At 68.5% G+C, this 26,123-nt stretch carries 21 protein-coding genes and 1 pseudogene; 4 read left to right on the top strand and 18 right to left on the bottom strand.

Going from position 1 to position 26,123, the window contains the following annotated elements; translation table 11 throughout:
- Nucleotides 1-8 precede the first annotated feature (8 nt).
- The 4 genes from metH to ACIBG5_RS38400 form a co-directional block, all read right to left on the bottom strand.
- On the bottom strand, nt 9-3,611 hold the full coding sequence (gene metH / locus ACIBG5_RS38415; protein ID WP_396396763.1) for a methionine synthase: 3,603 nt from the start codon (nt 3,609-3,611) through the stop codon (nt 9-11).
- Nucleotides 3,612-3,799: 188 nt separating this feature from the next.
- Entirely contained in the window at nt 3,800-4,333 is a 534-nt protein-coding gene (locus ACIBG5_RS38410) for a TetR family transcriptional regulator (RefSeq protein ID WP_396396761.1), read from the bottom strand.
- Nucleotides 4,330-5,784 carry an MFS transporter gene (locus tag ACIBG5_RS38405; protein ID WP_396396760.1) on the bottom strand — a complete coding sequence of 485 codons (1,455 nt, stop codon included), beginning with the start codon at nt 5,782-5,784 and terminating at the stop codon, nt 4,330-4,332. Before ACIBG5_RS38405 ends, ACIBG5_RS38410 begins: the two co-directional genes overlap by 4 nt.
- Before the next feature lie 315 nt (nt 5,785-6,099).
- The gene (locus tag ACIBG5_RS38400; protein ID WP_396396759.1) at nt 6,100-7,452 is read right to left on the bottom strand and encodes a S1C family serine protease; all 1,353 of its coding nucleotides are present in this window, start codon (nt 7,450-7,452) and stop codon (nt 6,100-6,102) included.
- Between the two features lie 105 nt (nt 7,453-7,557).
- On the opposite strand from ACIBG5_RS38400, the gene ACIBG5_RS38395 reads away from it, so the two are divergent.
- A complete protein-coding gene (locus tag ACIBG5_RS38395) occupies nt 7,558-8,046 on the top strand; it encodes a hypothetical protein (protein ID WP_396396757.1) in 489 nt (162 codons plus the stop codon).
- 40 nt (nt 8,047-8,086) lie between these two features.
- Here ACIBG5_RS38395 and ACIBG5_RS38390 read toward each other — a convergent pair whose 3' ends face one another.
- Nucleotides 8,087-8,644: a TetR family transcriptional regulator gene (locus tag ACIBG5_RS38390; protein ID WP_396396755.1), complete on the bottom strand. Its 558-nt coding sequence runs from the start codon at nt 8,642-8,644 to the stop codon at nt 8,087-8,089.
- Nucleotides 8,645-8,740: 96 nt separating this feature from the next.
- On the opposite strand from ACIBG5_RS38390, the gene ACIBG5_RS38385 reads away from it, so the two are divergent.
- Nucleotides 8,741-9,571 (top strand): oxidoreductase, encoded by an 831-nt coding sequence (locus ACIBG5_RS38385; RefSeq protein WP_396396754.1) that lies wholly within the window; start codon nt 8,741-8,743, stop codon nt 9,569-9,571.
- Nucleotides 9,572-9,647: 76 nt separating this feature from the next.
- Here ACIBG5_RS38385 and ACIBG5_RS38380 read toward each other — a convergent pair whose 3' ends face one another.
- On the bottom strand, nt 9,648-10,790 hold the full coding sequence (locus tag ACIBG5_RS38380) for an epoxide hydrolase family protein (RefSeq protein ID WP_396396753.1): 1,143 nt from the start codon (nt 10,788-10,790) through the stop codon (nt 9,648-9,650).
- 61 nt (nt 10,791-10,851) lie between these two features.
- Here ACIBG5_RS38380 and ACIBG5_RS38375 point away from each other — a divergent pair, with 61 nt between their 5' ends.
- Nucleotides 10,852-11,796, top strand: a complete 945-nt coding sequence (locus ACIBG5_RS38375; protein WP_396396752.1) for a helix-turn-helix transcriptional regulator — start codon at nt 10,852-10,854, stop codon at nt 11,794-11,796.
- A 16-nt stretch (nt 11,797-11,812) separates the two neighbouring features.
- Nucleotides 11,813-12,637: an alpha/beta fold hydrolase gene (locus ACIBG5_RS38370; RefSeq protein ID WP_396396750.1), complete on the top strand. Its 825-nt coding sequence runs from the start codon at nt 11,813-11,815 to the stop codon at nt 12,635-12,637.
- A 142-nt stretch (nt 12,638-12,779) separates the two neighbouring features.
- Here the strand turns inward: ACIBG5_RS38370 and ACIBG5_RS38365 are convergent, their stop codons facing one another.
- The 12 genes and pseudogenes from ACIBG5_RS38365 to ACIBG5_RS38310 form a co-directional block, all read right to left on the bottom strand.
- Nucleotides 12,780-14,384, bottom strand: coding sequence for a phospholipase C (locus ACIBG5_RS38365; RefSeq protein WP_396396749.1), 1,605 nt, complete (start codon nt 14,382-14,384; stop codon nt 12,780-12,782).
- Nucleotides 14,385-14,404: 20 nt separating this feature from the next.
- Nucleotides 14,405-15,610 (bottom strand): iron uptake transporter deferrochelatase/peroxidase subunit, encoded by a 1,206-nt coding sequence (efeB, locus tag ACIBG5_RS38360; RefSeq protein WP_396396747.1) that lies wholly within the window; start codon nt 15,608-15,610, stop codon nt 14,405-14,407.
- On the bottom strand, nt 15,607-16,731 hold the full coding sequence (locus ACIBG5_RS38355) for an EfeM/EfeO family lipoprotein (protein ID WP_396396745.1): 1,125 nt from the start codon (nt 16,729-16,731) through the stop codon (nt 15,607-15,609). Before ACIBG5_RS38355 ends, efeB begins: the two co-directional genes overlap by 4 nt.
- Nucleotides 16,732-16,834: 103 nt before the next feature.
- Nucleotides 16,835-17,743: a ribonuclease Z gene (locus ACIBG5_RS38350; protein ID WP_396396744.1), complete on the bottom strand. Its 909-nt coding sequence runs from the start codon at nt 17,741-17,743 to the stop codon at nt 16,835-16,837.
- A gap of 9 nt (nt 17,744-17,752) precedes the next feature.
- Entirely contained in the window at nt 17,753-20,014 is a 2,262-nt protein-coding gene (locus tag ACIBG5_RS38345; protein WP_396396743.1) for an aminotransferase class III-fold pyridoxal phosphate-dependent enzyme, read from the bottom strand.
- A gap of 14 nt (nt 20,015-20,028) precedes the next feature.
- On the bottom strand, nt 20,029-20,703 hold the full coding sequence (locus ACIBG5_RS38340; RefSeq protein WP_396396742.1) for an MBL fold metallo-hydrolase: 675 nt from the start codon (nt 20,701-20,703) through the stop codon (nt 20,029-20,031).
- A 69-nt stretch (nt 20,704-20,772) separates the two neighbouring features.
- Complete coding sequence (locus ACIBG5_RS38335; protein WP_396396741.1) at nt 20,773-22,101, bottom strand: metallopeptidase TldD-related protein; 1,329 nt, start codon at nt 22,099-22,101, stop codon at nt 20,773-20,775.
- Nucleotides 22,098-23,549 (bottom strand): TldD/PmbA family protein, encoded by a 1,452-nt coding sequence (locus ACIBG5_RS38330; protein WP_396396739.1) that lies wholly within the window; start codon nt 23,547-23,549, stop codon nt 22,098-22,100. The genes ACIBG5_RS38335 and ACIBG5_RS38330 overlap by 4 nt, the downstream gene beginning before the upstream one ends.
- A 211-nt stretch (nt 23,550-23,760) precedes the next feature.
- Nucleotides 23,761-23,979, bottom strand: coding sequence for a hypothetical protein (locus ACIBG5_RS38325; protein ID WP_396396737.1), 219 nt, complete (start codon nt 23,977-23,979; stop codon nt 23,761-23,763).
- Nucleotides 23,976-24,776: a COG4280 domain-containing protein gene (locus ACIBG5_RS38320; RefSeq protein ID WP_396396736.1), complete on the bottom strand. Its 801-nt coding sequence runs from the start codon at nt 24,774-24,776 to the stop codon at nt 23,976-23,978. Before ACIBG5_RS38320 ends, ACIBG5_RS38325 begins: the two co-directional genes overlap by 4 nt.
- 167 nt (nt 24,777-24,943) lie before the next feature.
- Nucleotides 24,944-25,918 (bottom strand): pyridoxal-phosphate dependent enzyme, encoded by a 975-nt coding sequence (locus ACIBG5_RS38315; protein ID WP_396396735.1) that lies wholly within the window; start codon nt 25,916-25,918, stop codon nt 24,944-24,946.
- Between the two features lie 10 nt (nt 25,919-25,928).
- A pseudogene (locus tag ACIBG5_RS38310) lies at nt 25,929-26,123 on the bottom strand (hypothetical protein); the annotation flags it as partial.

Here is a 26,123-nt window from a genome sequence, read left to right as displayed (position 1 = left end):
AGAGGGGTTCACGCCGGGTCGTAGGCCAGGTTCGGCCGCAGCCAGCGCTCGATCTCCTCGACGGACAGGCCGCGGCGTACGGCGTAGTCCTCGATCTGGTCGCGGCCGAGGCGGCCGACGCTGAAGTAGCGCGCCGCCGGGTTGGCGAAGATCAGACCGCTGACGGCGGCCGCCGGGGTCATCGCGAACGACTCGGTCAGACCCAGGCCGAGCTTCTCCGCCTCGAGCAGGTGGAACAACTCCTGCTTCTCGGAATGGTCCGGGCTCGCCGGATACCCGAGGGCCGGCCGGATACCCCGGAACCGCTCGGCGTGCAGGTCCTCCAGCACCGGCTCGGCGTCCGGCTCGAACCACGCCCGCCGCGCCTCCAGGTGGATCCACTCCGCGAACGCCTCAGCCAGGCGGTCGGCCAGGGCCTTCACCATTATCGCCCGGTAGTCGTCGTTCTTCGCCTCGTACGACGCCGCGAGCGCCTCGGCACCGTGGATCGCGACCCCGAACCCACCGAGGTGGTCGCCGGACGGCGCGACGTAGTCGGCCAGGCACCGGTTGTGCCGTCCGGCCGGCTTCTCGGTCTGCTGGCGCAGCATCGGGAACGACACGTCCAGGCCGTCGAGGATGATGTCGTCGCCCTCGCTGTGCGCCGGCCAGAACCCGTACGCACCCTCGGCGGTGAAGGAGCCGTTGGCAACGATCTCGTCCAGGAGCGTGTTCGCGTCGTCGAACAGTTCGCGCGCCACCGGCTGGTCCAGGATCGCGGGGTACTTGCCCTTCAACTCCCAGGCCAGGAACAGGAACTGCCAGTCGATCATCGCGCGCAGCGTCTCCAGGTCCGGCGACACCCGGCGCAGGCCGGTGAACGCGGGCACCGGGAGTTCGCCGTACTCGACCGGCTCGGCGTTGGCGCGCGCCTGGGCCAGCGTGAGCAACGGGCTGCGCTGCTTGTTCGCGTGCTGCTCGCGCAACCGCTCCTGCTCAATACTGTTGCTACGGGCAAGCTCTTGCGAACGCTCGTCGTCGAGCAGATCCGAGACCACACCGACCACCCGGGACGCATCCAGCACGTGCACAGTGGTCTGCTCGTACGCCGGGGCGATCCGGACCGCGGTGTGCTGCTTGGACGTGGTCGCGCCACCGATCAGCAACGGGAGCTTCAGTCCGCGCCGCTCCATCTCGGCGGCGACGGCGACCATCTCGTCCAGCGACGGCGTGATCAGGCCGGACAGCCCGACCGCATCGGCGCCCTCGGCAACGGCCGTGTCCAGGATCCTTGCCGCCGGCACCATCACGCCGAGGTCGATCACCTCGTAGTTGTTGCAGCCGAGTACGACACCGACGATGTTCTTGCCGATGTCGTGGACGTCGCCCTTGACCGTGGCCAGCACGACCTTGCCCTGGCCGCGCACCATCTCGGCACGGCCCTCCCGCCGGGCCTGCTCCTTCTCCGCCTCCATGAACGGCTCCAGGTAGGCGACCGAGCGCTTCATCACCCGCGCGCTCTTGACCACCTGCGGCAGGAACATCTTGCCGGCGCCGAACAGATCGCCGACGATCTTCATGCCGTCCATCAGCGGACCCTCGATCACCTCGAGCGGACGGGGCAGCTGCTTGCGCGCCTCCTCGGTGTCCTCCTCGATGAAGTCGACGATGCCGTGCACCAGCGCGTGCGACAGCCGCTCCTGCACGGTGCCTTCGCGCCAGGTCAGGTCGACCTCGCGCTTGGTGCCCTTGCCCTTCACGTTCTCGGCGAAGCTGACCAGCCGGTCGGTGGCGTCGTCGCGCCGGTTGAAGATGACGTCCTCGACCAGCTCGAGCAGATCCTTCGGGATGTCCTCGTAGACGGCCAACTGGCCGGCGTTCACGATTCCCATGTCCAGGCCGACCTTGCCCGCGTGGTAGAGGAAGGCCGAGTGCATCGCCTCGCGGACGATGTCGTTGCCACGGAACGAGAACGACAGGTTCGAGATCCCGCCGCTGATGTGCACGCCCGGGCAGCGTTCCTTGATCAGCGGCAGCGCTTCGATGAAGTTGTTCGCGTAGCCGTTGTGCTCGGACATGCCGGTGGCGACGGCGAGTACGTTCGGGTCGAAGATGATGTCCTCGGCCGGGAAGCCGATCCCGGTGAGCAGGTCGTACGCACGGCCGCAGATCGCGACCTTGCGCTCGACGGTGTCGGCCTGGCCCTGCTCGTCGAAGGCCATCACCACCGCGCCGGCGCCGTAGTCGCGAATCCGCCGGGCCCGGTCGAGGAACTCCTCCTCGCCCTCCTTCAGGCTGATCGAGTTGACCACGCCCTTGCCCTGCACACACTTCAGGCCGGCCTCGAGCACCGTCCACTTCGAGCTGTCGATCATGATCGGGATCCGGGCCACCTCGGGCTCGGTCGCGATCAGGTTCAGGAACGTGGTCATCGCCTGCTCGCTGTCGAGCAGGTCGGCGTCCATGTTCACGTCCAGCAGGTTCGCGCCGCCGCGGACCTGCTCCAGCGCCACGTCGACCGCGGCCTGGTGGTTGTCGCCCTCGATCAGCCGGCGGAACTTCGCCGAGCCGGTCACGTTGGTCCGCTCGCCGATCATCACGAACCCGGTGTCCGCACCGATCTTGAACGGCTCGAGGCCGGAGAACCGGCTGGTGTGGTCGGTCGGTACGACGGTCCGCGGCGGGAGGTCGCGCACCGCTTCGGCGATCTTCGCGATGTGGGCCGGCGTCGTGCCGCAGCAGCCGCCGACGATGTTGACGAGACCGGAGCCGGCGAACTCCTGCAGCATTCCGGACGTCTGCTCCGGCGTCTCGTCGTACCCACCGAACGCGTTCGGTAGGCCGGCGTTCGGGTGCGAGGCGACGTAGGTGTCGGCGAACCGTGCGAGGTCCGCCACGTGCGGGCGCATCTCGGCAGCGCCCAGCGAGCAGTTGACGCCGACGACCAGCGGCTTGGCGTGCTCGACCGAGCTCCAGAACGCCTCGACCGTCTGGCCCGACAGGGTCCGGCCGCTCAGGTCCACGATCGTCACCGAGATCCACAGCGGCAGGTCCGGCGCGACCTCGCGGGCCGCGGTGACGGCGGCCTTCGCGTTCAGGGTGTCGAAGATGGTCTCGATCAGCAGCAGGTCCACGCCGCCCTCGGCCAGCGCCGCGATCTGCTCGGCGTACGAGGCCTTCACCTGCTCGAACGTCACCGCGCGGTACGACGGGTCCTCGACCCGCGGCGACAGCGACAAGGTCACGTTCAACGGGCCGATCGAGCCGGCAACGAACCGGCCACCGGCCTCGTCCGCGGCCTGGCGGGCAAGCTTCGCCGCGGCGATGTTCATTTCGCGCACGTACTCCTGCATGCCGTAGTCGGCCTGCCCGATGCTCGTCGCGGTGAACGTGTTCGTGGTGGTGATGTCGGCGCCGGCCGCGAGGTACTGCCGGTGGACGTCGAGGATGACGTCGGGCCGCGTCAGGGCGAGCACGTCGGGGTCACCCGTGACGTCGTGGGTGTGGTCGCCGAACCGGTCGCCCTGGTAGTCCTCGGGCTTCAGCTTCGCGCCCTGCAGCATCGTGCCCCAGGCGCCGTCGAGCACTGCGATCCGCTGATCCAGTAGCTCCCGTAGCGCAGTTTCCGTCATCTGCCGTCCCCTCCAGAGTGACTCCGGAGGCGCCCTTGCAGTCGAAGCCACCAGTCGAGCGTGGCGGACCCGGCGGTCCGTTGCAGCGCCTCTCGGACTGGCCGACCTATGCTAGCGGCGTCGGTCGCAGAAATCAGGGCCTTTGCCCACATAGCGAGATGCCTGTCCGGGAAACGATCCTGCCGCGCTCAGTGGATCAGGGCCTGGATGCCGGGAGCGTAGAGGTCGGCGATCGTGTCCGGCTCGGCAGTGGCGACCGGGCCGGTCTTGTCGATCGACATGGCGGCACCGAGGCCGAGGAGCTGGCCGGTGATCAGGCCGGCGCGGATGTCGATGTCGTCACCGGTGAGCCGGGCCGCGAAGCCGCGGGTGACCTGGTCGCGGAAGTGCTCGCGGATCAGGGCGCGCTCGTTGCCGCTGCCGGCCGCGAATACCACTCGGACCAGGAGGTCGAGGCCGTTCGTCCGGCGGTAGTTCACCAGCGTCAGCACGGCATGCCGACCGAGGTCCTCGTCGGGCGCGGCGAGCAGCAGCTCGGCGGCCTCGCTGAAGTCGGCGACCCGGTCGAACAGTGCTTCTTTGCTGCCGAAGTGTTTGACGATCAGCGCCGCGCTCACGTTCGCGTCGGCGGCGATCCCGCGGAGCGTGACCGCGTTGTAGTCCTGCAGTGCGAACGCCCGTCGCGCTGCCCGTAGGATCGCGATCCGCCCCGGATCGGTCACGTCGTACTCGCCGTTGTGCTCGCCGTCGTACTCGCCGATGCCTTGGCCGTCGCCTCGAGGTGGACCGGCGTCTGCCGCCGGGCCGGGATGAGCGTCACGAGACCGGCCGCGACCACCGCGGCCACCCCGGCGATGACGAACACGATCAGGTACGCCGACAGCACGGGCGCGACCTGGCCGTCCTTGGCGATCGTCACGCTCGCCAGCACGGTCGCCACGATCGTGCTGCAGATCGCGGAGCCGATCGTGCGCATCAGCGTGTTGAGGCCGTTCGCCGCGGCCGTTTCGGTCACCGGCACAGCATGCATGATCAAGGCCGGAAGTGCCGAGTACGCGACCGCGGTTCCGGCCGAGACGACGGTCGCGCCGATGACGATTCCCGCGATGTTGCTGCTGGTGAAGAGCCGGACGACGTACCCGGCCGCCATCAGGATCGACGCGATGATCAGGGTGAACCGCGGTCCGCGGGCGGATGAGATCCGGGCCGAGACCGGCGACAGCAGAACCATCGCGACACCGCCTGGCAGGAGGCAGAGACCGCTGACCACGATCGACGCGCCGAGCCCGTACCCGGTCCACGTCGGCTCCTGCACCAGCTGCGCGGTCGACAGCGAGTTGGCGTAGAACGAGAAGCCGATCAGCAGGGCACCGAGGTTCGTGAACAGTACGGCGGGGCGCGCGGACACCCGGAGGTCCACGAGCGGGCTGCGGGTCCGGAGTTCGAAGATTCCCCACAACGGGACGAGCAGGACGGCTACGGCGTACAGGGCGACGATGGTCGTCGTACTCCACGTGCTGCTCTTCGACACGGCGAGCAGGAGACAGACGAGGAACGCACTCAGTCCGAGGGCGCCGGGTACGTCGAAGCGTCCGCTGGTCCGGACCGCGGACTCGGGGACGATCAGCAGTACCAGGAGGACGTCGAACAGGCCGATACCGACGCAGATCCAGAACATGGTGTGCCAGTTCGAGTACTGCACGACCAGTGTCGCGGCCGGGATGCCGAAGGCCGCGCCGACGCCGAGGGTCGAGCTCATCAGCGCGATGGACGGGATCACGCGGCTCGGTGGCAGCTCGTCGCGCAGGATGCTGATGCCGAGCGGTACGACGGCGACCGCGGCACCCTGGAACGCACGCCCGACGATAAGCACCGTCAGGTCCGAACTACTTGCGCAGAGCAGCGAGCCGATCACCATGGAGCCCAGCGCGATCAGCAGCACCCGGCGCTTGCCGTACATGTCGCCGGCCCGGCCGAGCAGCGGGGTGAACACCGCGCCGGTGAGCAGGGTCACAGTGATCAGCCAACTCACGTCCGAAACCGGACTGTGGGTGATCCCGGGAAGCTCGGGCAGCAGCGGTACGACGATGGTCTGGCTGACGGAGACGAGAACGCCACACGATGCGAGCGCGGCAAGAATCAGCCGCGGACGGGCGGCAGGACGAACGCTCAAAGCACTTCCTCACGGCGGTGAACCCACGTTTACTTAGCAAGACTAACGAAATCCCGCCCGCACCGAAAGTTGTTTTCCCCACACAACGAATGACCCCCACCCCTCAGGAGGAGTAGGGGTGGAGGTCGTCCTTTGTTGGCCGATCGGGCCCGGGCGCCCCAGGGGAAGGGCGTGGCCGGGCCCGATCGTTGTCGGTCCGCCTAGAGCGAGGGGTTGCGTCGGCGGACCGAGTCTGTGGCCGGCGCGCCGACCTTGCGGCGGCGCGCCGGGCTTGAAGCCAGTGCGCTGATCCTGAGGTCAGCGCACTGTCCTGGGTCAGCGCACTGGGCCGGTGATGAGTTCGATCGTGGCCTTGTGCTGCTGGCCGGACTGGTCGGTCCAGCCGACCTCGACCTTGTCGCCGGGGTGCTGTTTGTTCAGAAGGCTGGACAGGGCGTCGGCCGAGTCGACCGCGTGGCCGGCGAAGGAGGTGATGACGTCGCCGGCGGCGATGCCTGCGTCGTCGGCCTTGCCGTCCGCGATCACGTCGCCGACTGCCGCGCCGGTGACGCCGGCGTCGGTGACCACCGAGATGCCCAGCATCGGCGAGTCACCGATGTGTACGGCGTCCGACGCCTTGCCGTCCTGGATCTGATCCGCGATGTCCATCGCCTGGTTGATCGGGATCGCGAAACCCTCGGTCGTGCTCTGGCCCTGCCCGTTCCCGCTACCACCGTTGCCCGAACCGTCGCCGAACCCGTTGCCGTTGCCCGAACCGTTGCCGCCGGACCCGTCGCCGAAGCCGTTGCCGCCCGAGCCGTCGCCGAAGCCGTTGTCGCCGCCGTTCCCGTTGCCGAACGGGTCCTGGGATCCGTCGCCGAACGGGTCGTCGTTGCCGTTTCCGGTCCCGTTGCCGTCCGCCGCCTGAATCGCGGTCGCCGGGGTTCCGTTGGTCGCCGCAGCCTGGACCGCGGTCGTGGAGGCGCCGGTGGTTGCCGCCGCCTGGCCAGGCTGCCCTTGCCCGCCGTTGTTTCCGCCGGACCCAGCGGTGTCGACACCGATCACCTCGCCGGACGCGTTCGCGAGCGGTCCGCCGGAGTCGCCGGCCTGGATGTTCGCGTCGGTCTGGATCAGCCCGGTGAGGTTCTCCGGGTCCTGCCCGTTCTCGTCGGTCGCGGTGATCGCCTGGTTCAGCCCGGTCACCTTGCCGGCCGCGTGGCTCGGCGTACCGCCGGTGCCACCCGCGTTGCCGATTCCGACCACCTGGTCGCCGACCGCCACCTTGTCCGAGTTGCCGATCTTCGCGGTCTCCAGCCCGGACGCATCCTTCAGCTTGAGTACGGCGATGTCGTGCTGATCGTCGTACCCGACGACACCCGCCTGGTACGTCTTGCCGTTCCCGATGTCGGTCACGGTGATGGACGTGGCGCCCTCGATGACGTGGTGGTTGGTCAGCACCTCACCGTCGGAGCTCAGCACGATCCCGGTCCCGGCGGCGCGAGCGCCTTCGAACCCGAGCACCGTGTTCACATCCACCAGCCCGGGCGAGACCTTCGCCGCGACTGCCGACGCGTCGAACTGCTGCTGCGAGAGCTGCGACCCGTTCCCGCCGGCCTGCCGACCGATGCCCCAGGCAACAGATCCGGCGACCAGTACGGCGGCCAGCCCGAGCGCACCCGCTCCCAGCAACCGACGCCCCCGCCGTCCCGGACGCGGCGCCTGCGGGCCAAACGGGTAGTACGGCGGCTGCCCATACGGGGGCTGTCCCGCGTAGTGCGGCCCGGGGTACTGCTGGTGCTGCCCGTACGGCGCCTGCCCGGGATGCTGCGGTCCGACGTGCTGCTGTCCATACGGCGGCTGCCCCGCAAACTGCTGTCCCATGTGCTGCTGCACAAACGGCGGGTGGCCCGCCTGCTGCTGCGGTGCATTCTGCTGTCCCGGGTACGGCTGTCCGGCCTGCTGCGGCCCGGCGTACTGCTGCCCCGGCTGCTGCTGCCCTTGGTACACCTGTCCCGGCTGCTGCGGTGCCGGCTGCTGCGGTGCCTGCTGCTGCGGTGCCTGCTGCTGCGGTGCCTGCTGCTGCGGTGCCGCAGTCTGTGGTTCGGACTGCAGCGGACTCGCTTGCTGTGGTTCCGCGTGCTGCGGGTCCTGCGGTGCCGCTTGCTGCGGACCGGCCTGCCAGCTGTCCGGTTGCTGCGTAGGCTCCTGTCCAGCTTCCTGCCGTTCCGCGCCCTCGTTCATTCCCTTGCCCTCCTCAGCCCAGTTCTCTCTGCAGTCGATTAGAGCGCGCCAGACTGAGAGCCTCATTGGGCCAACCAATGAATCAGCTGAGAATCTTTTCCACCGCCTCCACCACCGCCCGGCGCCGCAACGCCCGGCTCGGTACGCCGGTGCCGTACTCCGGGTTCATCGACGACCAGCTCGTCGCGATCGCCTGGATCAGCGAGAGCAGACTGACCGCCGCGAACTGTCCTGGCACGGCCCGTCGCCGCTGAGCCCGCACGAGATCGTCCAGCCGGCTCCGATTGACCGCGAGAATCGCGTCCAGCGGATGCCCTTCCGGCCGCTCCAACCGGTACCAGACCGACAACCGCAGGTGCTCGGGATGCTCCTCGAAGTAGTCGAACACCCGCCCCGCGTACGCCGGCAAGTCCGTCGCGTCGAACCCCACCTCCTCGAGGTAGGCCTCCACCGACGCGGTGAAAACCGCATCGAACAGCCCGTCCTTGCTCCCGAAGTACGCGTAGAGCATCGCCTTGTTGCACCCAGCGACCTCGGCGATCCGCTGGACTCGCGCCCCGGCGATCCCACGCGCGGCGAACTCCTCGGTGGCGGCCGCCAGGATCCGCGTCCTGGTCCGATCGGCGTTCCGTTGCTGCATGCTTCCAGCGTACCAACCAACCGGTTAGTTGATTTCTCGTGGATCGCGAGGTTAGCTTGGCGAAGTATCCAACCGTTTGGTTAGTTAGGAATGATCATGAGCAAGATCTGGCTGATCACCGGCAGCTCCCGCGGGCTCGGCCGCGCCCTCACCGAAGCTGTCTTGGCCGCCGGCGATCGAGTCGTCGCCACCGCCCGCAAGCCCGAGCAGCTCGACGATCTGGTCGCGAAGTACGGCGACCAGGTGCGGGCGGTTGCCCTGGACGTGACGGACGCGGCTGCGGCGCGGGACGCCGTACGGACCGCGCTGAACGAGTTCGGCGGTCTCGATGTGGTGGCGAACAACGCCGGCTACGCGAACAGCGCCCCGATCGAGGAGACGCCCGACGAGGACTTCCGGGCGCAGATCGAGACGAACCTGTTCGGCGTCGTGAACGTGACCAAGGCCGCGCTGCCGGTGTTCCGTGAGCAGCGGAGCGGGCACTTCCTGCAGTTCTCCTCGATCGGCGGCCGGGTCGGTGGTACGCCGGGGATGGGCGCGTACCAGACCGCGAAGTTCGCGGTCGAAGGGTTCTCGGAGGTGCTGAACAACGAGGTGAAGCCGTTCGGGGTGAAGGTGACGATCATCGAGCCGGGCGCGTTCCGGACCGACTGGGGTGGTTCGTCGATGGCGATCGCACCTGTCGGAGCCGACTACGACGCCACGGTGGGCGAGCTGAACCGCTTCCGGCTGGAGACCGACGGCAAGCAAGCCGGCGACCCGGCCAAGGCCGCCCGCGCGATCCTCGACATCGTCGCGCTCGACACCCCACCCCTGCGCCTACTCCTCGGCAACGACGCGCTCACCCACGCGGACCGAGCCTCCCGATCCCGCGCCGACGAAGCCGCCACCTGGGCCCACATCAGCACCTCAACCGACTTCGCCTGACCACTGCCGGCCGACCTGCCGAGCCGACCCCGGCGACCGGGGAGGCTCAGCAGGCTCGGCGAGTGAGGCTGGAGCTTCAGCGCAGGTCGCGGAAGAACTCGCGGACGTCGGTGATCAGGACGTCTGGGATTTCGAGGGCGGCGAAGTGGCCTCCGTGGTCGAGGTCGGTCCAGCGGGTGATCGTGTTGTCCCGCTCGGCGTAGCGGCGGATCGCGACGTCGTGTGCGGTGGCCAGCACCGCGGTCGGAACGCCGGAGTTCTCCTTGTGCGCTCCCCACCGCTCCTGCTCCGCGTACCCGACCAGCGCCGCCGAACCCGCCGTCCCGGTGAGCCAGTAGAACATCACGTTGGTGAGCAGCCGGTCCTTGCTGATGATTGCATCAGGCAAGGTTTCCATCGGGTGGGTCCAGGCGCGGAACTTGTCCATGATCCACGCGAGTTGCCCGACCGGCGAGTCCACCAGCCCGTAGGCCAGCGTCTGCGGCCTGGTCGACTGGATGGCGATGTAACCGAACTCGTCCTGCATGAACTGGCCGATCCGCGCGATGCGGTCCTGCTCCAGCGGCGTCAGGGTCTTCAGTTCGTCGTCGCTCAGCGGGAACGGCGGCAACGAGGGCCCGCCGTTGGTGTGTACGCCGACCACGTGCTCGCTGGCCGCCCGCGCCACCTCGGGAGATACCGCACCGCCGATGTCACCGCCCTGTACGCCGTACCGCTCGTAGCCGAGGCGATCCATCAACTTGGCCCAGGTACGGCCGATCTGCTCCCTGGTCCAGCCGCGCTCCGAGACCGGTCCGGAGAATCCGAAGCCGGGAAGCGACGGGATCACCAGATGGAACGCGTCCGAAGCCACGCCACCAAACGACACCGGGTCGGTGAGTGGCCCGATCAGGTCCAGGAACTCGACGACCGATCCGGGCCAGCCATGCGTCAGGATCAGCGGAAGCGCGTCCGGCTCCGGCGACTTCACATGCAGGAAGTGGATCTGCTGATCGTCGATCACGGTCGTGAACTGCGGATACGCGTTGAGCTCCGCCTCCGCCGCGCGCCAGTCGTAGCCGGTTCGCCAGTAGTCGACCAGCTCGCCCAGCCAGGAGACCGGTACGCCGGTGTCCCAGTCGTCTCCCGGGAGCGCGGCCGGCAGCCGGGTGTTCTCGAGGCGAGCAGTCAGGTCGTCGAGCGTGCTCTGCGGGATGTCGATACTGAATGGCTTGATCATGCTTCGACTCTCTCATCCGGTTAGGACAGCTTCAGTCCTAGCTAGATGGCAGAATCCGATCATGCTGGAAACCTCCGCTCGACTGCTCAAGTTGCTGTCGCTGCTGCAGTCCCCACGGGACTGGAGTGGAGCCGACCTCGCCGATGAGCTCGGTGTCGGTGTCCGGACCGTCCGCCGGGACGTGGACAAGCTGCGCAATCTCGGCTACCCGGTCGACGCCGTGCCAGGGGTGGCCGGCTACCGGCTCGGGGCCGGCGCCGCGCTGCCGCCGTTGCTGCTCGACGACGACGAGGCGGTGGCGGTCGCGATCGGACTCAGAGCGGCCGCGATCGGCAGCGTCGCCGGGATCGAGGAATCGTCGGTCCGAGCGCTGACCAAGCTCGAACAGGTGCTGCCGTCGAGGTTGCGGCATCGAGTCAAGTTGCTCCAGGCAATCGCCGTCATGCCGTCGGGCGGAGCGGCTGTGCAGCCGGAGGTGTTGCTCGCAGTGGCGGAGGCCTGTCGCGATCGGCAACGACTGCGGTTCGACTACCGCAGCCACGACGGTACGGCGGGACGTCGTACAACGGAGCCGCACCGGATGGTGCACACCGGGCGACGGTGGTACCTGGTGGCGTGGGACCTCGACCGCGACGACTGGCGTACGTTCCGGCTCGATCGGCTGGAGCCGCGGATCCCGACCGGGCCACGGTTCACGGCACGCGAGGTCCCGGATCTGGACGCGACCGCGCGCGGGGTGGCGTCGGGTGGTTATCGCTACCAGGCCCGCTTCATCATCGAGGCACCGGTGGAGGTGATCACGGATCGGCTGGCGCCGAGTGTCGCGACGGTGACGCCGATCGACGCGAGGACGACGCAGGTCGATACCGGCGCCAACTCACTCGACGAACTGGCGTTGTACATCGGCCTGCTCGGCTATCCGTTCCAGGTCCAGTCACCGCCGGAACTCGTTGCCCACATCCGCGAATTGACGACTCGCCTGGCTGCCGCGGTCCCGGCGGACTGAGCGGTAGCGTTCGGTCATGGTGCTCGCCGGGGTGGAGGATCGGTACGTCGAGACCGTGCTCGGGCGGATCCGGTTGCGGGTCGGCGGCGAAGGGCCGGCGATGCTGTTCTGGCCGAGCCTCCTGATGGACGGCACACTGTGGTCGGGCCAGGCAGCGCACTTCATCGACCGGTTTCAGGTCATACTCGTCGATCCACCTGGGCATGGTGGAAGCTCAGCACTGACAGGACCGTTCAGCTTCGAGCAGTGCGCCGAGGTGATCCGCGCAATCGTCGACGAGCTCGGCGTCGGCCAGGTACATGTCATCGGCAACAGTTGGGGCGGGATGATCGGCGGCACGTTCGCCGCACTGCACCCGGACCGGACCGGCATCGCCGTACTCATGAACGCGACCGCATCACCGGCCGGCATCAGGCAAAGGTTCGAGTACGGCGTCCTGACCCGGATGGCGCGAGCGTTCGGTGGGATCAAGGGTCCGTTGGCCGGCCCGGTGATCAATGCGTTCCTGGGTCCGACGGCGCAACGCGAGAAGCCAGATGTTGTTGCCACGGTCAACGAGCTGGCGCGACGGGTGGACATCACCTCCGCCCGGCACGCAGTCACCAGCGTGGTCCCGCGGCGGCCGGATCAACGGGAGTTGTTCGGCCTGATCCGCACGCCGGTCCTGGTCGTCGCGGGCGCCGAGGACGCAACCTTCCCGGTCCTCGAGACGGAGGAGATGGCCGACTCCATCCCCGGCGCCCGCTTCGTCGTACTCGAGCAGTCCGCCCACCTGGCCGCATTGGAGTCCCCCACCGAGGTCAACGCCCTGATCGATGACTTCCTCGCCGACCACCCGTAGGTGTACCCCGTCGGCCCGGCCCGGCGGCGTGGACAGGATCTGGGGACCGCGGACATGGCATGACCTGTGCCCAGTCACCAGAAGGTGTTCACAGGAGCGGTAGGCAACCACCCTTCCCGGTGGGAAGGGTGATTGCCGAGGGTCAGTGGTTGGTGACGACTGCTCCGGTGTTCGGGTTCAGGATCAGCTTGTTCTTGCTCGGGTGCTGAAAGTCGAACATGCCGCTCAGGCTGCCGGCGCGCTGGTCGAACGAGTGGTCGCCGATCTGGCCGGTCCGCCAGTTGTCCTCGATGAACTTGAGGATCGAGGTCTGGTCGGTCAGCGAGTGGTCGACGTGGTCGGTCTTCGCGTACGGCGAGATCACCAGCAGCGGCAGGCGCGGGCCGTAGCCGCAGCGGTCGGCGTAGCCGCCGGACACCGGGGCCTTGCCACACAGCGCCGACTGGTCGAGCGCGGCGTCCTCGGAGCCGTTCACCGTCGGCGACTTCACGTGGTCGTACCAGCCGTCGGAGTCGTCGTAGGCCAGGACGACCGCGGTCGACGACCACTCCTTGGACTTCTGCAACTGGTTGATCTCCTTGACCACGAACGCCTGCTCGTCCAGCGGGTCGGAGTAGCCGGCGTGACCGTCCTGGTACTCGCCGGCCTTCAGGAAGCTGACCGACGGCAGGTTGTTCGCCGCCACGGCCGCGTCGAAGTCCGACGTGTCGTACTGGTGGTTGGCCTGGTCGGTCTGACCGATGGCTTTCACCGAGCTCGGCGGCAGGTGCTTCGGGTTCGCCGTCGACTCGTAGTACTGGAACGGCGCGTGGTGCGGGCTGTAGTCCAGCGCCGCGATGCCGCCGACGTTGGTGTGCTGCGCACCGCAGACGGCCTTGCCGTTGGCGGTGCTGGTCGGCTTGAAGCCGCCCTGGAACCAGCCCCAGGTGACGTGCTTCTGGTTGAGCAGGTCACCGATGTTCTGGCCGTGCATCGCGGCCAGGTTGTTCGTCGACTTGCCGTTGCTGTTGGAGCAGTCGTCGTAGAACGGGTCGGGGTCGTTGGTGACGGTCCCGATGCCGTTCTTGTCGGGCGACTGTACGGCGTACGCGTCCGTGGTGGGCTTGCCGGTCTTCGGGTCCATCGCCTGGACGCCGTGGGTCTGACCGGAGATCAGGTTCAGCGCGCCCGGGGTGGACGGGCCGTACACGGTGTCGAACGAGTTGTCGCTCAGCGCGTAGTGCTGGGCGTAGTTCCACATCGCGGTGACGGTGTTGCCGTCGTAGTAGTCCATCACCAGGCCCGGCTCGCCGAACAGAACCGGCTGGCCGGTGCACTTGTCCGTCTCGGTGTTCTCGACGAACTTGTCCATCTTGCGGCCGTCGACGGCCTTCTGCTCCGGACCGTAGCCGTGGTTCTGGTCGCAGGTCAGTGCCTGCGACGGCGCCAACCGCTTGGGGTCGTAGGCGTTCGGGTTGTGGGTCAGCAACTGCTTGGACAGGCCGTTCACCTTGGGCGTGTGCCGGTCCGCCTTGAACGGCGTGCCGTCCTCGTTGGTGGCGTTCGGGTAGGTGCCGAAGTAGTGGTCGAACGAGATGTTCTCGCCGAAGATCACCACCACGTGCTGGATCGGTGTGGCCGGATGGGCCGGCTTGTACGAATAGGCGGCGTTGGCCACCTGGTTGGTGTCGCCGCCGCTACAGCCGGCCAGCAACACGCTGGCCGCGGCCACGGTGGCCGTGGCTGCGACACGAAGTCTTGCACGCATGCCTTCTCCTCCTGAGTAACTCATGCGAGCAACGACCGCCCGAAGTGGTCGTTGCTGTCCCGTACACCGGGAAGCGTGAAGAAGTACCCGCCGCCGACCGGCCGGATGTAGTCGACGAGGGGCTCGTCGATCAGCCGGGTCTGCACAGCCTCGAACTGCCGGGCGATGTCCTGCTGGTACGCGCAGAACAGCAGTCCCATGTCCAGGTCCCCGACCGAGTCGGTGCCCTTGTCGTAGTTGTAGCCGCGGCGCAGGAACTGGCTGGCCGCCGTGTCCGCGGTGCGGGGGTTGGCCATCCGGATGTGGCTGGTCAACGGGATCGCGCCGCCGGTCGGGTCGGCCGGGTAGTTGGGGATGTCGCTCTCGCTGTTGCCGTCCAGCGGCGCGCCGGAGTCCCGCCGCCGGCCGAACATGTTCTCCTGCTCGCCGACCGACACCCGGTCCCAGAACTCGACCAGCATCCGGATCTGGCGCAGGACCTGGTAGCTGCCGCCCTCGGTCCAGGCCGGCTCGCCGTTCGCCGTGTCCTTGTCATTGCCCACCCACACGAGCTTGTCGTGGTCGGCCGGCTCCGGCTTGACGATGCCGTCCTTGAAGCCCATCAGGTTGCGCTGCGTGCCGGACGGCCGCGGCGGGCTCTGGAAGCCGTCGACGCGCCAGCGCAGCTGCATCGCGCCGCGAGTGTGCCGGGCGATGTCCCGCAGCGCATGCAGCACGGTGTCGGTCTCCGAAGCGCACAGCTGCAGGCTCAGATCCCCGTGGCACTGGCTGTCGTCCAGGCTGTCGTTGGGGAACTCCTTCATCGCCGTCAGCTTCGCCGGCTTGCGGTCCTTGAGGCCGTACCGGTTGTCGAACAGCGACGCCCCGACGCCCACGGTGATCGTCAGATCCTCGCAGGGCATGTCCGGGCCGAGTACGCCGGAGTCGGCCGGCGGGGCGGTGATGCCCAGCGGCGGCAGCGCACCGCCCGCGGTGAGCAGTCGTGCCCGGTCGGTCAGCGTCGTGAACAGGTCGGTGAGCTCGCCCTTGTTCGCGGCGATCACGTCGAACGACGCGAAGATCGCCTGCTTCTGTGGGTCGGTGGTGATGCCGGCCTGGTGTACGCCGTGGAACGCCACGGAAGTCGACGTCGCCGCGTCGGCGGACACAGTCAGCCCGGTCACCGCAGCCGCGCCGGCTCCGGCCAGCGCGCCGCGCAGGAAGGATCGACGCCCGACGCCGCTCATGAGGCGCTCCTTCGTACTTCGCAGATGGCCGCGACGGGGGCGAGTAGCTCCAACAGTTCACCGACCGCGCCGTTGAGCTGTTCCCGGGTGGATTGGTCCAGCTGAGCGACAGAGGTGTTTCGGTGCGCGGTCAGCAGCGTGCGCACCCGGGCTTCCCACGTCTGCACCTGGGTCAGGTCCGGGTAACGGGGCTTGAGCACCGGGTCCAGGATGGTCAGCACCCTCGCCGTACCGTCCAGGTTGGCCAGCGCGGTGTTCAGCGACGTACCGCTGCCCTGGTCGTTCTCGCCGGTCAGCTCGAACTGGAGGGCGTTCTCCATGATCTCGTGGGCGCGCAGCCCGAGATCGTTCGGATCCACCTGTTCGTTCGGCAGGTCGTGCTGCAACCCGTGCACATCGGCGGCCAACTGGTCCGCGATCGGCTTCAGGGCGGCAGCGGAAGCGTTGTGCCACAGGCCCTTTTCCAGCGGATGGAAGCCGGCGGATCCGTCGATCTTGTCGGCGAAGTCGCCGAACGCGTCGTAGGCCGCACCGAGCGAGTTGTACGCCAGGTGCGCAGGCAGCCAGTCGGCCCGGGCGGCGGCCAGGTTGCCCGCGTCCACGTCGCCGCGCAACTTGTCCGTTTTGACCGCCAGATCGGCGACGCCGCCGGCGACGGCCGCCTCGTACTGCTTCACCAGCGGCAACATGTCGTTCTTGGTGATGGCGACCGCGGCCGGGCCGCCCTGCGCGTCGCCCGCAACAGTCACCGTCGGACCGGTGATGGCGTCGGTGTCCTCGATCAGGCAGCGGATCGCGTACTGCCCGGCGCCGAGCTGCACGTCCATCGGCGCGCTCGTGTTCGGGCCGAGGCCCTCCACCTCGCCGTACACCTTGTTGCTGCTGACCTCGACGAGGTCGACCTCGGCCGCCGCGTCGCCGGTGTTGTGTACGACGATCGTCTGCCGACCGGTCTTCGCGCCGGTCCAGCCCTGGCCGCACTGGCTGCGGGACACGGTGATCTGGGGCGGGCCACCGGCCGCGTCGGCGGAGCCTGACCAGGGCCGCCACACCGCCACCGCCACCACCGCGCCAATGCCGACCAGTGCGATCGCCGCCGGCAGGGGACGGGTAGTGCTCACGCGAGGGACTCCTGATGATCGGCAATTTACATTCGTGGGTGATGTTAATTGGCCGATCACGGGAATCGAGCGGTGTTGGTCCGCTCGTCATGCACTGTTCGTTTTAGCGGCGGGACGGGACCGGGGTGCGGCTGAGGTCGGAGGCCACCACGATCTCGCCGGCGAACTCGGCGGCGGCTTCCTCATGGAAGCGTTCGGGCTCCAGGTAGCGCTGGGAGAAGTGGGTGAGGACCAGCTTCCGCACGCCACATTCCGCCGCGACCCGGGCGGCTTGGCGAGCCGTGAGGTGGCCGAAGCGGCGGGCCAGTTCCGTCTCCGACGACAGGTAGGTCGACTCGATCACCAGGAGATCGGCACCGTCCGCCAGGCGCAGGACGTTGTCGCAGAGCCGGGTGTCCATGATGAACGCGAAGCGTTGGCCCGGGCGAGGTTCGCTGACGTCCTCGATCCGGACCACCCGTCCGTCAACCTCCAGCGAACCGGCCTGCTGCAACCGGCCGATCGCGGGGCCGGTGACGCCGGCGGCAGCAAGCTTGTCGGGAAGCATCCGGCGCCCATCAGGCTCGATCAGCTGGTAGCCGAAGGACTCGATCGAGTGCTCCAGCCGCCGTGCCCAGAGCTGACCGAACGACCCGACGGCCAGCATGCCGTCGTCCTCAACCGGTTCCTCGAGCAACTCGGCGCGCTCGAAGAACGAAGCGGCGTACCGAAGCCTGGTGAAGTACGTCTGCCCCGACGCCGGGTAGTGCGCGTGGACCGGATGCTGCACGCCGTCCAGTGACAAGCGCTGCACGATCCCCGGTACGCCGAGGCAGTGGTCACCGTGGAAGTGCGTGACGCACAGCCGCGTGATCGCCCCGGCCGCGACCCCGGCGTACAGCATCTGCCGTTGGGTCCCTTCGCCCGGGTCGAACAGGAATCCCTCGTCGTCCCAGCGCAGGAAGTACCCGTTCTGCGTGCGTTCGCGCGACGGCACCTGGCTTCCGGTGCCCAGCACAACGAGTTCACGCACGCGCCCAAGCTAACGCAGTGCCGCCTCGAATGCCGACAGGAATACCTCGACGTGCGACGACTCCCAGATCAGCGGCGGACGGATCTTCAGCACTCCCCCACCGGGCCCTGTGGTCCCGACGAGTACGCCGTTGTCCCGCAAACGCTCGGCAAAGTCGCCGGCGCCCGGCATCTCGACCCCGACCATCAGGCCCTGCCCGCGCACCGGCAGATCCGGCACCAGCGACTCCAGCCCGGCCCGCAACTGCGCACCGACCTCACCGGAGCGAGCGACCAGGCCGGTCTGCTCGATCACGTCCAGCACGGTCAGCGCGGCGACGCACGAGACCGGGTTCCCGCCGAAGGTGCTGAAGTACTCGTCGACCTCGACGAACGCCTCCGCGATCTCCCGCCGGGTGATCAGCGCCGCGACCGGATGCCCGTTGCCCATCGGTTTGCCGAGCGTGACGAAGTCGGGCGTCAGCCCGAAGTCCTCGAACCGCCACAGATTCCGCCCGCCGCGACCGAACCCGGCCTGCACCTCGTCGGCGAGGAACAGCCCGCCGGACGCCCGCGCCTCGTCCTGCAACCCGCGCATGAACGACGACCCCGGCGTCAGGATCCCCGCACCGCTGAACACACTGTCCACCGCAAGCAATGCCAGGTCGTGGCCAGCCCGCCCGAGCTCACCACGCGCGCTGCGGACTCGCTGTGCAGCCGCCATCCCGTCATCCGACGGGTCCCGAGGTGCCTCGAAGACAGCCACGTGAGCCGGTCGCGCGGACGCCGGGTACGTGTTGGTCGAGAACGCCGCCGTCGCCTCACTGACCCCGTGATACGAGAGATCCGCGACGACCGCACCATCACGACCGGTCACCACCCGCGCCATCCGCCAGGCCAGATCGTTCGCCTCGCTTCCCGAGTTCGCGAACACACACGTGTCCAACCCAGCAGGCATCGACGCGACCAACCGCTCCGCCAACTCGACCACGTTCGGATGCAGATACCGCGAGTTCAGATTCAGTACGGCGGCCTGCCGCGAAAGCGCCTGTACGACGGCCGGATGCGCATGCCCGACGACGGGAACGTTGTTGTAGGCATCGAGATACCGTCGTCCATCGGCCGTGTGGATCCAGGCGCCCTCACCCCGCACGACCTGCAACGGCTTCCGGTAGAACAGCGGCGACAGCTCACCGCCGAGCGCGGCCTCGCGGCGTACCAGCAAAGTCGGATCGGCGGCCTGTGCGGACGCGACCCGCGAGGTGCCGCACAGGCGATGAAAGCGCTGCGCGAGGTCGGCAGGCTCCACAGCGGTCAACAGGTCGAGGATCCGCCAGCTTCCTGCTACCAAGCTGGTCAGATACTCCTCGTTGTCCGGATAGAGCGGCGCACGCCAAGCCGAGATGAGCACGCTGGCCGCGGACCGAGCGAGCACGAGCTCACCGATCAGCTCCACCTCGGCCGGCTCGAGCGGAAGCACCCGCTGATACCCGTCGAGGAAGCGGCCGGCGTCCGCCCAGAGGTCGTCGGACTCCCGCAGCAACGAGGTCAGACTGATCGCCAACTCGGCGACGCGGGCGGTGTGGTGCATGTCGCCGAAGTCGATCACGCCCGTGATGCCGCCGTCCCGCATCAACACATTGCTCAACGTCACGTCGCCATGCAGCACGGATCCGGGCAGCGCCCGCGTCGCCGCATCGAGTCCTTGAAAGCGATCGAGCAGTCTCCGCATCGGTTCGCGGCGATGCTCCTCCGGCAGGCGATCGGCGTACGCGCGAAGGCTTGTGACGATCCGCGGATCCCAGTCCAGCCGCCGGTACGCCGCTGGATGTCCGAAGCCCTGCAAGGCGCGGGTCAACCGGGCAGCCACCGCCCCGAAGTCGGCCGCGAACCATTCGGGCAGCGCGGCGAGATCGGCGACCTGGCCAGGCATCACCGTCATCACGCGGACCTGATGCTTGCGCCCGTCCGCGGCGTCGACCATGACCACCGCACGACCGTCGATGCTGGTCACCACGCGCGGAATCGGCAGACCGGCATCGACCACCGCGACGTGGTCCATCGCGGCGCACTCCATCGCGATCTGCTCCGGATCGTCGCCGGAGTTCGACACCTTGACCACGAGCCGCTGCCCGTCGGCCTCGGCGAGGAAGTTCCGGTCGCGCTCACTGCGCAGCTCGGTCACCTCGGCGTCGAGGCCGTACTCGGACCGCAGCAGTCGCGCCGCCGCCCGGATGTCGACCTCCGGCGGATCCTCGAGCATGCTCGGCGTCCGCTCGGGGATGGTGTCCACGGCAACTCCTCTGCTCACGGGACCCGGAATTCCAACGGCTTCGGCTCCTCCGCGTAGGAGAACTCGCCGTTCTCGTCGACGCGGATCGCCTGATCGTGCCCCGGGTACACGATGTCGGCCAGCGCCGCGACGCGTTCGACGGAGGCATCCGCGCGCTCTCGATCGTACGGTCTGCCCGATGCCCGGCAGGCTCGGAGGACGGCGAGGGTCGGAACCGCATCGGCCGCGAGTACGGCGGTTCCTTCGGCGGTCGCGACCGACAGCCCGACCGAGCCCGGAGTGTGCCCCGGCAGCTCCATGATCTCGACGCCCGGCATCAGCTGATGCCCCTCGACCGCCTCGCGGAGCTCCAGGCCGTCGAACATCGCGTTGGCCCAGCGCGGAGCGATCGGGGTGTCGGACAGATGCGGCAGCTCGGCAGGATGGATGAAGACTTGCGCACCGGCGAAGAGGTCGACGTTCTGCGCGTGGTCCCAGTGCGCGTGGGACAGCACCACCTGGTCGAGGTCGCCTGGCGCCAGGCCTCGGTCCGTCAGGGCCTCGAGCAGGTGCCGCCGACGGCCGACGTGCCCGAAGTCGAACAGGATGCGCTGGTTTCCGTCCTCGACCAGGAGCACCGAGCAGAAGGCCGGGTTGCCTTGGTCCGAGGTCAGTAAGTGACCGGTCAGGAGCGTGGTCACCGTCGGCATGGAGCCTCCAGGAGGTGGAGCAGCAGCGCCCCGCGGCTTGAGCACGTACGCACACGGGGCGCTGCTGGATCAGGTGAGGACGAGTGGTCCGGCCTCGATCAGCAGGGACGGGACGACCACGCTGTCCATGAAGGTCTGGTCACCGATCTCGCGGACGGCGCCGACAGCCAGAACGGCGTTCAGAACCTCGTCCATGCGGAAGGTGAACCGCAGTTGCGGGTGCCAGGCGACCACCTTGCCGTCCTCGGCCCAGTAGGTGGCGTCTCGCGTCGTACCGGTGACGAGGGTCTGCTTCGGGTGCAGCACCCGCAGGTAGTCGAGCCGGTTCACCACCAGTCCGCTGCCGCACTCGGCGAGCAACTCGTCCTCGGTTGCGTCACCGGCGTCAAGCAGCAGGTGCGACGGAACCGGATCGCCGCCGAATCGCCAACCGTCCGGTACGGCGTGACCGGTCGGGACTCCACCGGTCAGGCCGGCCCGGCGCCGGTCGGACACCAGTCCGGTCAGCACCCCGCGCTCGATCAACGGCGTCCGGCGCCGAACGTTGCCTTCAGCATCGAATCCGCTGAGCAGCCCGGCTGCGTCGCTAGCGTCGTCGACCAGCGTGAGATGCTCGCTCACCACCTGCTCGCCCAACCGCCCGGTCAGCACCGACCGCCCGCTCGCGTAGTGCTGCGCACCGAGAGCCCAGAGGCCGAAGGTGGCGATCAGCGTGTTCACCGCTGACGGCTTGAGCAGCACCCGGCAGCTGCCGTGGAACTTCTCCCGCACCGGCAACGGGCGCAACGCCTCGCGCAGCCGACCCGGGATATCGCCGACCGGGATCAGGTCGGCATCGCGGTGCACCAGCTTGACGCTCGCGGACTGTCCGTCCTGCTTGGCGATCGCCTGGATCGATGCCTTGGTCAACGTCTCGGACCGGAACACCCCGGTCGAGTCGGCGACGACACGGTCCAGTACGTCGTACCGGATCGCACCGCCGAGACGCGCGGCCGGATCCAGACCGTCGCGGACGGTGCTGAACCACTGGTGCCGTACGGCGGGGTCGCAGTCGACGATGGATTGCGCCGGCTCGACCGGCACCTGCTCACCATCGGCCACCGGCTGATCGGGGGCGCTGTCCGTCGAGTCGGACGTGGGGAGCTCCGCGAGGGCGGCGTTGAGCCGATCGGCGAGGACGCGCACGGCGTCCGGGTCGAGGGTCTCCAGAGTGCCGCCGGCGATCCGTCCGTCCCGGTTCACCTTGACCCGGACACGCAGCCTGCGCTCGCTGTGCTGTGCGGTGATCTCGGATTCGGCGTACCGGAGCAGGTCGGCGTTCTCGCCGAGCACGTCCAGCCGGCTGCCCGGCCCGAGGATCTCCAGCGCCTGCTCGATGTCTGTCCGCTCGATGCTCATCGTCCCACCTGCACGTTCTGGAAACGTCCCGGCACGGTGCCGTGACCGACATGAGCCACCTGCAGCGGCTCGCCCTTGTTGCACGACGGGACGCCGTGCAACTTCCACTCGTCCGGTCCGCCGAGCGCGTCCAGTCCGGCCCAGAACTGCGGGGTCACGCTCTGGTAGCTGCAGTTCTTCAGCAGCCGGCCGAGCTTGCCGTCGCGGATCTCCCAGCCGAGTTCGGTGGTGAAGCGGAACGACATCCGCTGGTCGTCGATCGAGAAGCCGCGGTTGGTGTCGACCAGGATGCCGCGCTTGGTGCCGGCGATCATCTCCTCGAGCGAGGACTCCCCCGGCTCCAGGCAGATGTTCGTCATCCGCACCAGCGGCAACCGCTGCCAGCCATCGGCCCGGGACGCACCGGTCGGCTGATCGCCGAGCGCCGCCGCCGACTCCCGGCCGGACATGTAGCCGAGGAAGATCCCATCCTTCACCAACTGAGTGCGCTGGGCCGGCACACCCTCGTCGTCGTACCCGAAGGAGCCGAGCCCACCGGGGATGGTCGCGTCCGCGTACGCCGAGACGATCGGTGAGCCCCAGCGGAAATTGCCCCGGCGCTCGGGCGTCGCGTACGTACCGCCGGCCAGACTGGCCTCGGTGCCGAGCGCGCGGTCGGCCTCCATCGGGTGGCCGGCGCACTCGTGCAGCACCATCGCCAGCTGGTTGCCTCCGGCAATGAGTGTGGTGACCTCGTCCGGGCACTGCGGCGCGGTCAGCAGCGCGACCGCCTCGGACGCGACCCGGGCCGCGTTCTCCACCAGGCCGAGCGACTCGACGTGCTCCCAGCCGGCGGTGGCGAAGTCGCCCCGCTGGCCGCGGATCTGCCGCGGGACGCCCTGCGGGAAGGATCGGCGCTGCAGGTCGTCGCCGTTGCCGGCGTTCACCATCAGACCGCCGCCGCTCTCGGTCAGGGTCTGCTCGATCAGTGCGCCCTCGGTGTTCGCGAACACCTTCTCGTCGCGGTACAGATCGATCGACGCCTCGATCTGCTGGACCAGCGGACCCGCGGTCGACGCCTCCTTGACGGTGGCGGACAGCAGGTCGAGCTTGGTGCTCAGCGGGACCTCGAAGGGATCGATCCGCATCGGCGACGACCAGGTGGCCCGGGTCGTCACCGGCGCACCGAGGTTCACGTGGCCGCCTCCGCCGGTCGCCCGCGCCTGGCCGACCGCCTGCGCGATCACGGCGTCGAGGCCGCGGGAGTCCAGCCGATGGGTGGCGGCGAAACCCCACTGGCCGCCGATCAGCACCCGGAGCCCGAGGCCGAGCGAGTCGTCGTACCCGACCTCGCCCGGACCGTCCAGCTCGACGAGGACCTGTTCGTGGGTGCGCCGGACCACCCGGATGTCGCCGTACTGCACGTCCGCGGGCAGCAGGGCCAGCACAGTCTCGGCGGTGTCGCGCATCACGGCGCGATCACCTGCTCAGGTTGGGAAGGAGTCACGGTCGGACCTCCGGTTCGGGGACGGATGGATCGGCGCCTCGACCTCACCGTAGCAGATACTACGAGATTTTGAATAGATGTTGTGATTGCTACAGAACGTTCCCGCCGGACGTACGGCGGCCCCGGTCGCGCACAGGCGCGGCCGGGGCCGATCGTCAACAGGGCTTGGGTTTTCAGCGCTTCTTCGGTCGTACGTCGATGGCCAGGCTGATGCTGAACGCGACGATGATCAGCGCGCCGCCGAGCAGGGTCAGTCCGGTGTCACCGAACAGTCCGGCGGTCATCGCGGCGAACAGGACGACGAGCGACAGCACCACGGCGACCGCGATCTTCCAGTCGTCACCGATGATGAAGTCGTACCAGAACTGGCCGAACGCCTTGAGGAACCTCACTTCTTCACCTCCACAGGGATGTCGCCGGCCACGACCGGCGCCGGTACGGCGGGCTTGCGCAGCACGCTCACGAAGATCCGGCTGAGCAGCAGCCAGGCGGCCAGCAGGACCAGGATCATCAGGTCGTGGCCCGGCCAGTCGAGGCTCTCGCGGCCGTCGCGGAAGATGCCGATGCCCTCGACCGCCCAGTAGGTCCCGAACGACGCGAGCAGCAGGCCGACGCCGTACTTGAGCAGGTTCTCGTTGATCATCGACAGCGGCCGGCGCAGCGCGATCGCGATGCCGAGCACGATGACCACGGCCGCGGCCGCACCCAGGCTGGCGCCGGGGATGTTGTCCGCGTTCAGGCCGAAGGTGAGCACGATGAACACGACCTCCATGCCCTCCAGGAAGACGCCCTTGAACGAGACCATGAAGGCGAACAGGTCCAGGCCGCTCTTGCTCTCGCCGGCCGCCTTCGCCGCCTCGACCTCCTCGCGGTAGATCGCGTCCTCGTCGTGGACCGCCTTACGCCCGGACGATCTGAGGATCGCCTTGCGCAACCACTGCAGGCCGAAGATCAGCAGCAGACCGCCGATCGCCAGCTGCAGCGCCGATTCCGGCAGCCAGTTCGCCAGCGCGTAGCCGGCCGCCACGGTGACCACCGCGAGCGCACCGAGCGCCGCGAACGTACCGACCAGCGCCGACTTCCAGCTCCGCGTGTAGCCCATCGCCATGACGATCGTGGTGGCTTCCACCATCTCCACGAAACACGCGACGAACGTCGCGACGATCAACCCCCACGTTGCCGCGTCCATCTCTCACCATCCCTCTGTCAGTTGCAACATCTGTTGCACGAAACGATAGTTACACAGATGCGGGAGTGTCAACGCACCGTCTCGTACGTCGGGCCGCACCCGGCCGCGGGCATGCCGAAGCACCCGAGGTGATCAGGGAGTCACCTCGGGTGCATCGGCAGGGAGGGTCAGGCCAGCGCGGCCACCAGCGTGGACGCGGAGATGTTGCCGCCGCAGGACACCACGGCGACGCGCTTGCCCTCGAGTTCGGTCCGCCGGGCGCGCGTGGCGGCGAAGGCCATCGCGGCGGAGCCTTCGATCAACTGGTGCTCGGTGTCGATCACCATCCGCAGCGCGGCACTGATCGCGTCCTCACTGACCAGCACCCAGTCGTCGACCAGCTCACGGCACAGCTCGAACGTGATACTGCCTGGTTCGACGCTGCCCGCCGTACCGTCCGAGAGCGTCGCCTGGGCGTCGACCTGGATGATCTCGCCGGCTCGGACCGACGCCGCCATCGCGTCGTCGCGGACCGGCGAGGCGCCGTACACACGGATGCCGGGCAGGTGCTTCTTGAGCACCGACGCGACGCCGCTGATCAGTCCGCCGCCACCGACCGCGACCACCACCGCGTCGAGCGGTTCGCCGCCGAGCTGCTCGAGGATCTCCACAGCGACCGTGCCCTGCCCGGCGATGATGTCCGGGTCGTTGTACGGCGGAACGTAGGTCAGGCCGTGTTCGTCCGCGTAGGCCCGGGCCTTCGGTTCGAGCACACCCGAATCGTTGCCCTCGGCCCGTAGTTCCAGGCCGAGCCGGCGCAGCGCGGCGACCTTGCTCGGCGACGCGTTCTCCGGCAGGTAGACGATGCCGTGCCCGCCGAGGGTCGCGAGCGCGTTGCCGACACCGAGTCCGTGGTTCCCGGTCGAGGCGGTCACCACACCGGCCTGGCGCTGCTCGTCGGTCAGTGTCAGGATCTTCGCCATCGAACCGCGTGCCTTGAACGAGCCGGTGCGCTGGAGGTGCTCGGACTTCACCAGCACCTCGGCGCCGAGCTCGTCACTGAACGCGCCGAAGCGGACGAACGGCGTGAGCGGCAGGTGCTCACGCAGCTTCGGTGCGACCCGTTCCGACCGCTCGGCCGCTTCCGCGGGACTCAACGTCATGCAGTACTCCTTATCCGGTTGCCACTGAGAGCTGAGCTCTGAGCCCGGCGCGCAGCGGGATACACATCGGTTTACCACTGACCGGGTGCGGCACGACTTTGGACTCGACCCCGAACACGTCGCGGATGGTGTCGCAGGTGAAGACGTCTTCGGGGGTGCCTTGGGTGACGAGGGTGCCGGATTTCATGACGAAGACGTGGTCGGC

The sequence above is a fragment of the Kribbella sp. NPDC050241 genome (assembly GCF_044459685.1).
Taxonomy (GTDB): domain Bacteria; phylum Actinomycetota; class Actinomycetes; order Propionibacteriales; family Kribbellaceae; genus Kribbella.
The sequence above is the reverse complement of the archived record's forward strand: the minus strand, read 5'-3'. Positions and strand labels throughout refer to the sequence as shown.

Excerpts from the sequence above, each read along its gene's own strand:
- ACIBG5_RS38385 (WP_396396754.1), top strand. The coding sequence starts at position 8,741 with ATGAGCAAGATCTGGCTGATCACCGGCAGCTCCCGCGGGCTCGGCCGC.
- ACIBG5_RS38330 (WP_396396739.1), bottom strand. The coding sequence starts at position 23,549 with ATGCGCGACACCGCCGAGACTGTGCTGGCCCTGCTGCCCGCGGACGTG.
- ACIBG5_RS38375 (WP_396396752.1), top strand. The coding sequence starts at position 10,852 with ATGCTGGAAACCTCCGCTCGACTGCTCAAGTTGCTGTCGCTGCTGCAG.
- ACIBG5_RS38320 (WP_396396736.1), bottom strand. The coding sequence starts at position 24,776 with ATGGACGCGGCAACGTGGGGGTTGATCGTCGCGACGTTCGTCGCGTGT.
- ACIBG5_RS38390 (WP_396396755.1), bottom strand. The coding sequence starts at position 8,644 with ATGCAGCAACGGAACGCCGATCGGACCAGGACGCGGATCCTGGCGGCC.
- ACIBG5_RS38380 (WP_396396753.1), bottom strand. The coding sequence starts at position 10,790 with ATGATCAAGCCATTCAGTATCGACATCCCGCAGAGCACGCTCGACGAC.
- ACIBG5_RS38335 (WP_396396741.1), bottom strand. The coding sequence starts at position 22,101 with ATGAGCATCGAGCGGACAGACATCGAGCAGGCGCTGGAGATCCTCGGG.
- ACIBG5_RS38315 (WP_396396735.1), bottom strand. The coding sequence starts at position 25,918 with ATGACGTTGAGTCCCGCGGAAGCGGCCGAGCGGTCGGAACGGGTCGCA.
- ACIBG5_RS38370 (WP_396396750.1), top strand. The coding sequence starts at position 11,813 with ATGGTGCTCGCCGGGGTGGAGGATCGGTACGTCGAGACCGTGCTCGGG.
- ACIBG5_RS38365 (WP_396396749.1), bottom strand. The coding sequence starts at position 14,384 with ATGCGTGCAAGACTTCGTGTCGCAGCCACGGCCACCGTGGCCGCGGCC.
- efeB (WP_396396747.1), bottom strand. The coding sequence starts at position 15,610 with ATGAGCGGCGTCGGGCGTCGATCCTTCCTGCGCGGCGCGCTGGCCGGA.
- ACIBG5_RS38340 (WP_396396742.1), bottom strand. The coding sequence starts at position 20,703 with ATGCCGACGGTGACCACGCTCCTGACCGGTCACTTACTGACCTCGGAC.
- metH (WP_396396763.1), bottom strand. The coding sequence starts at position 3,611 with ATGACGGAAACTGCGCTACGGGAGCTACTGGATCAGCGGATCGCAGTG.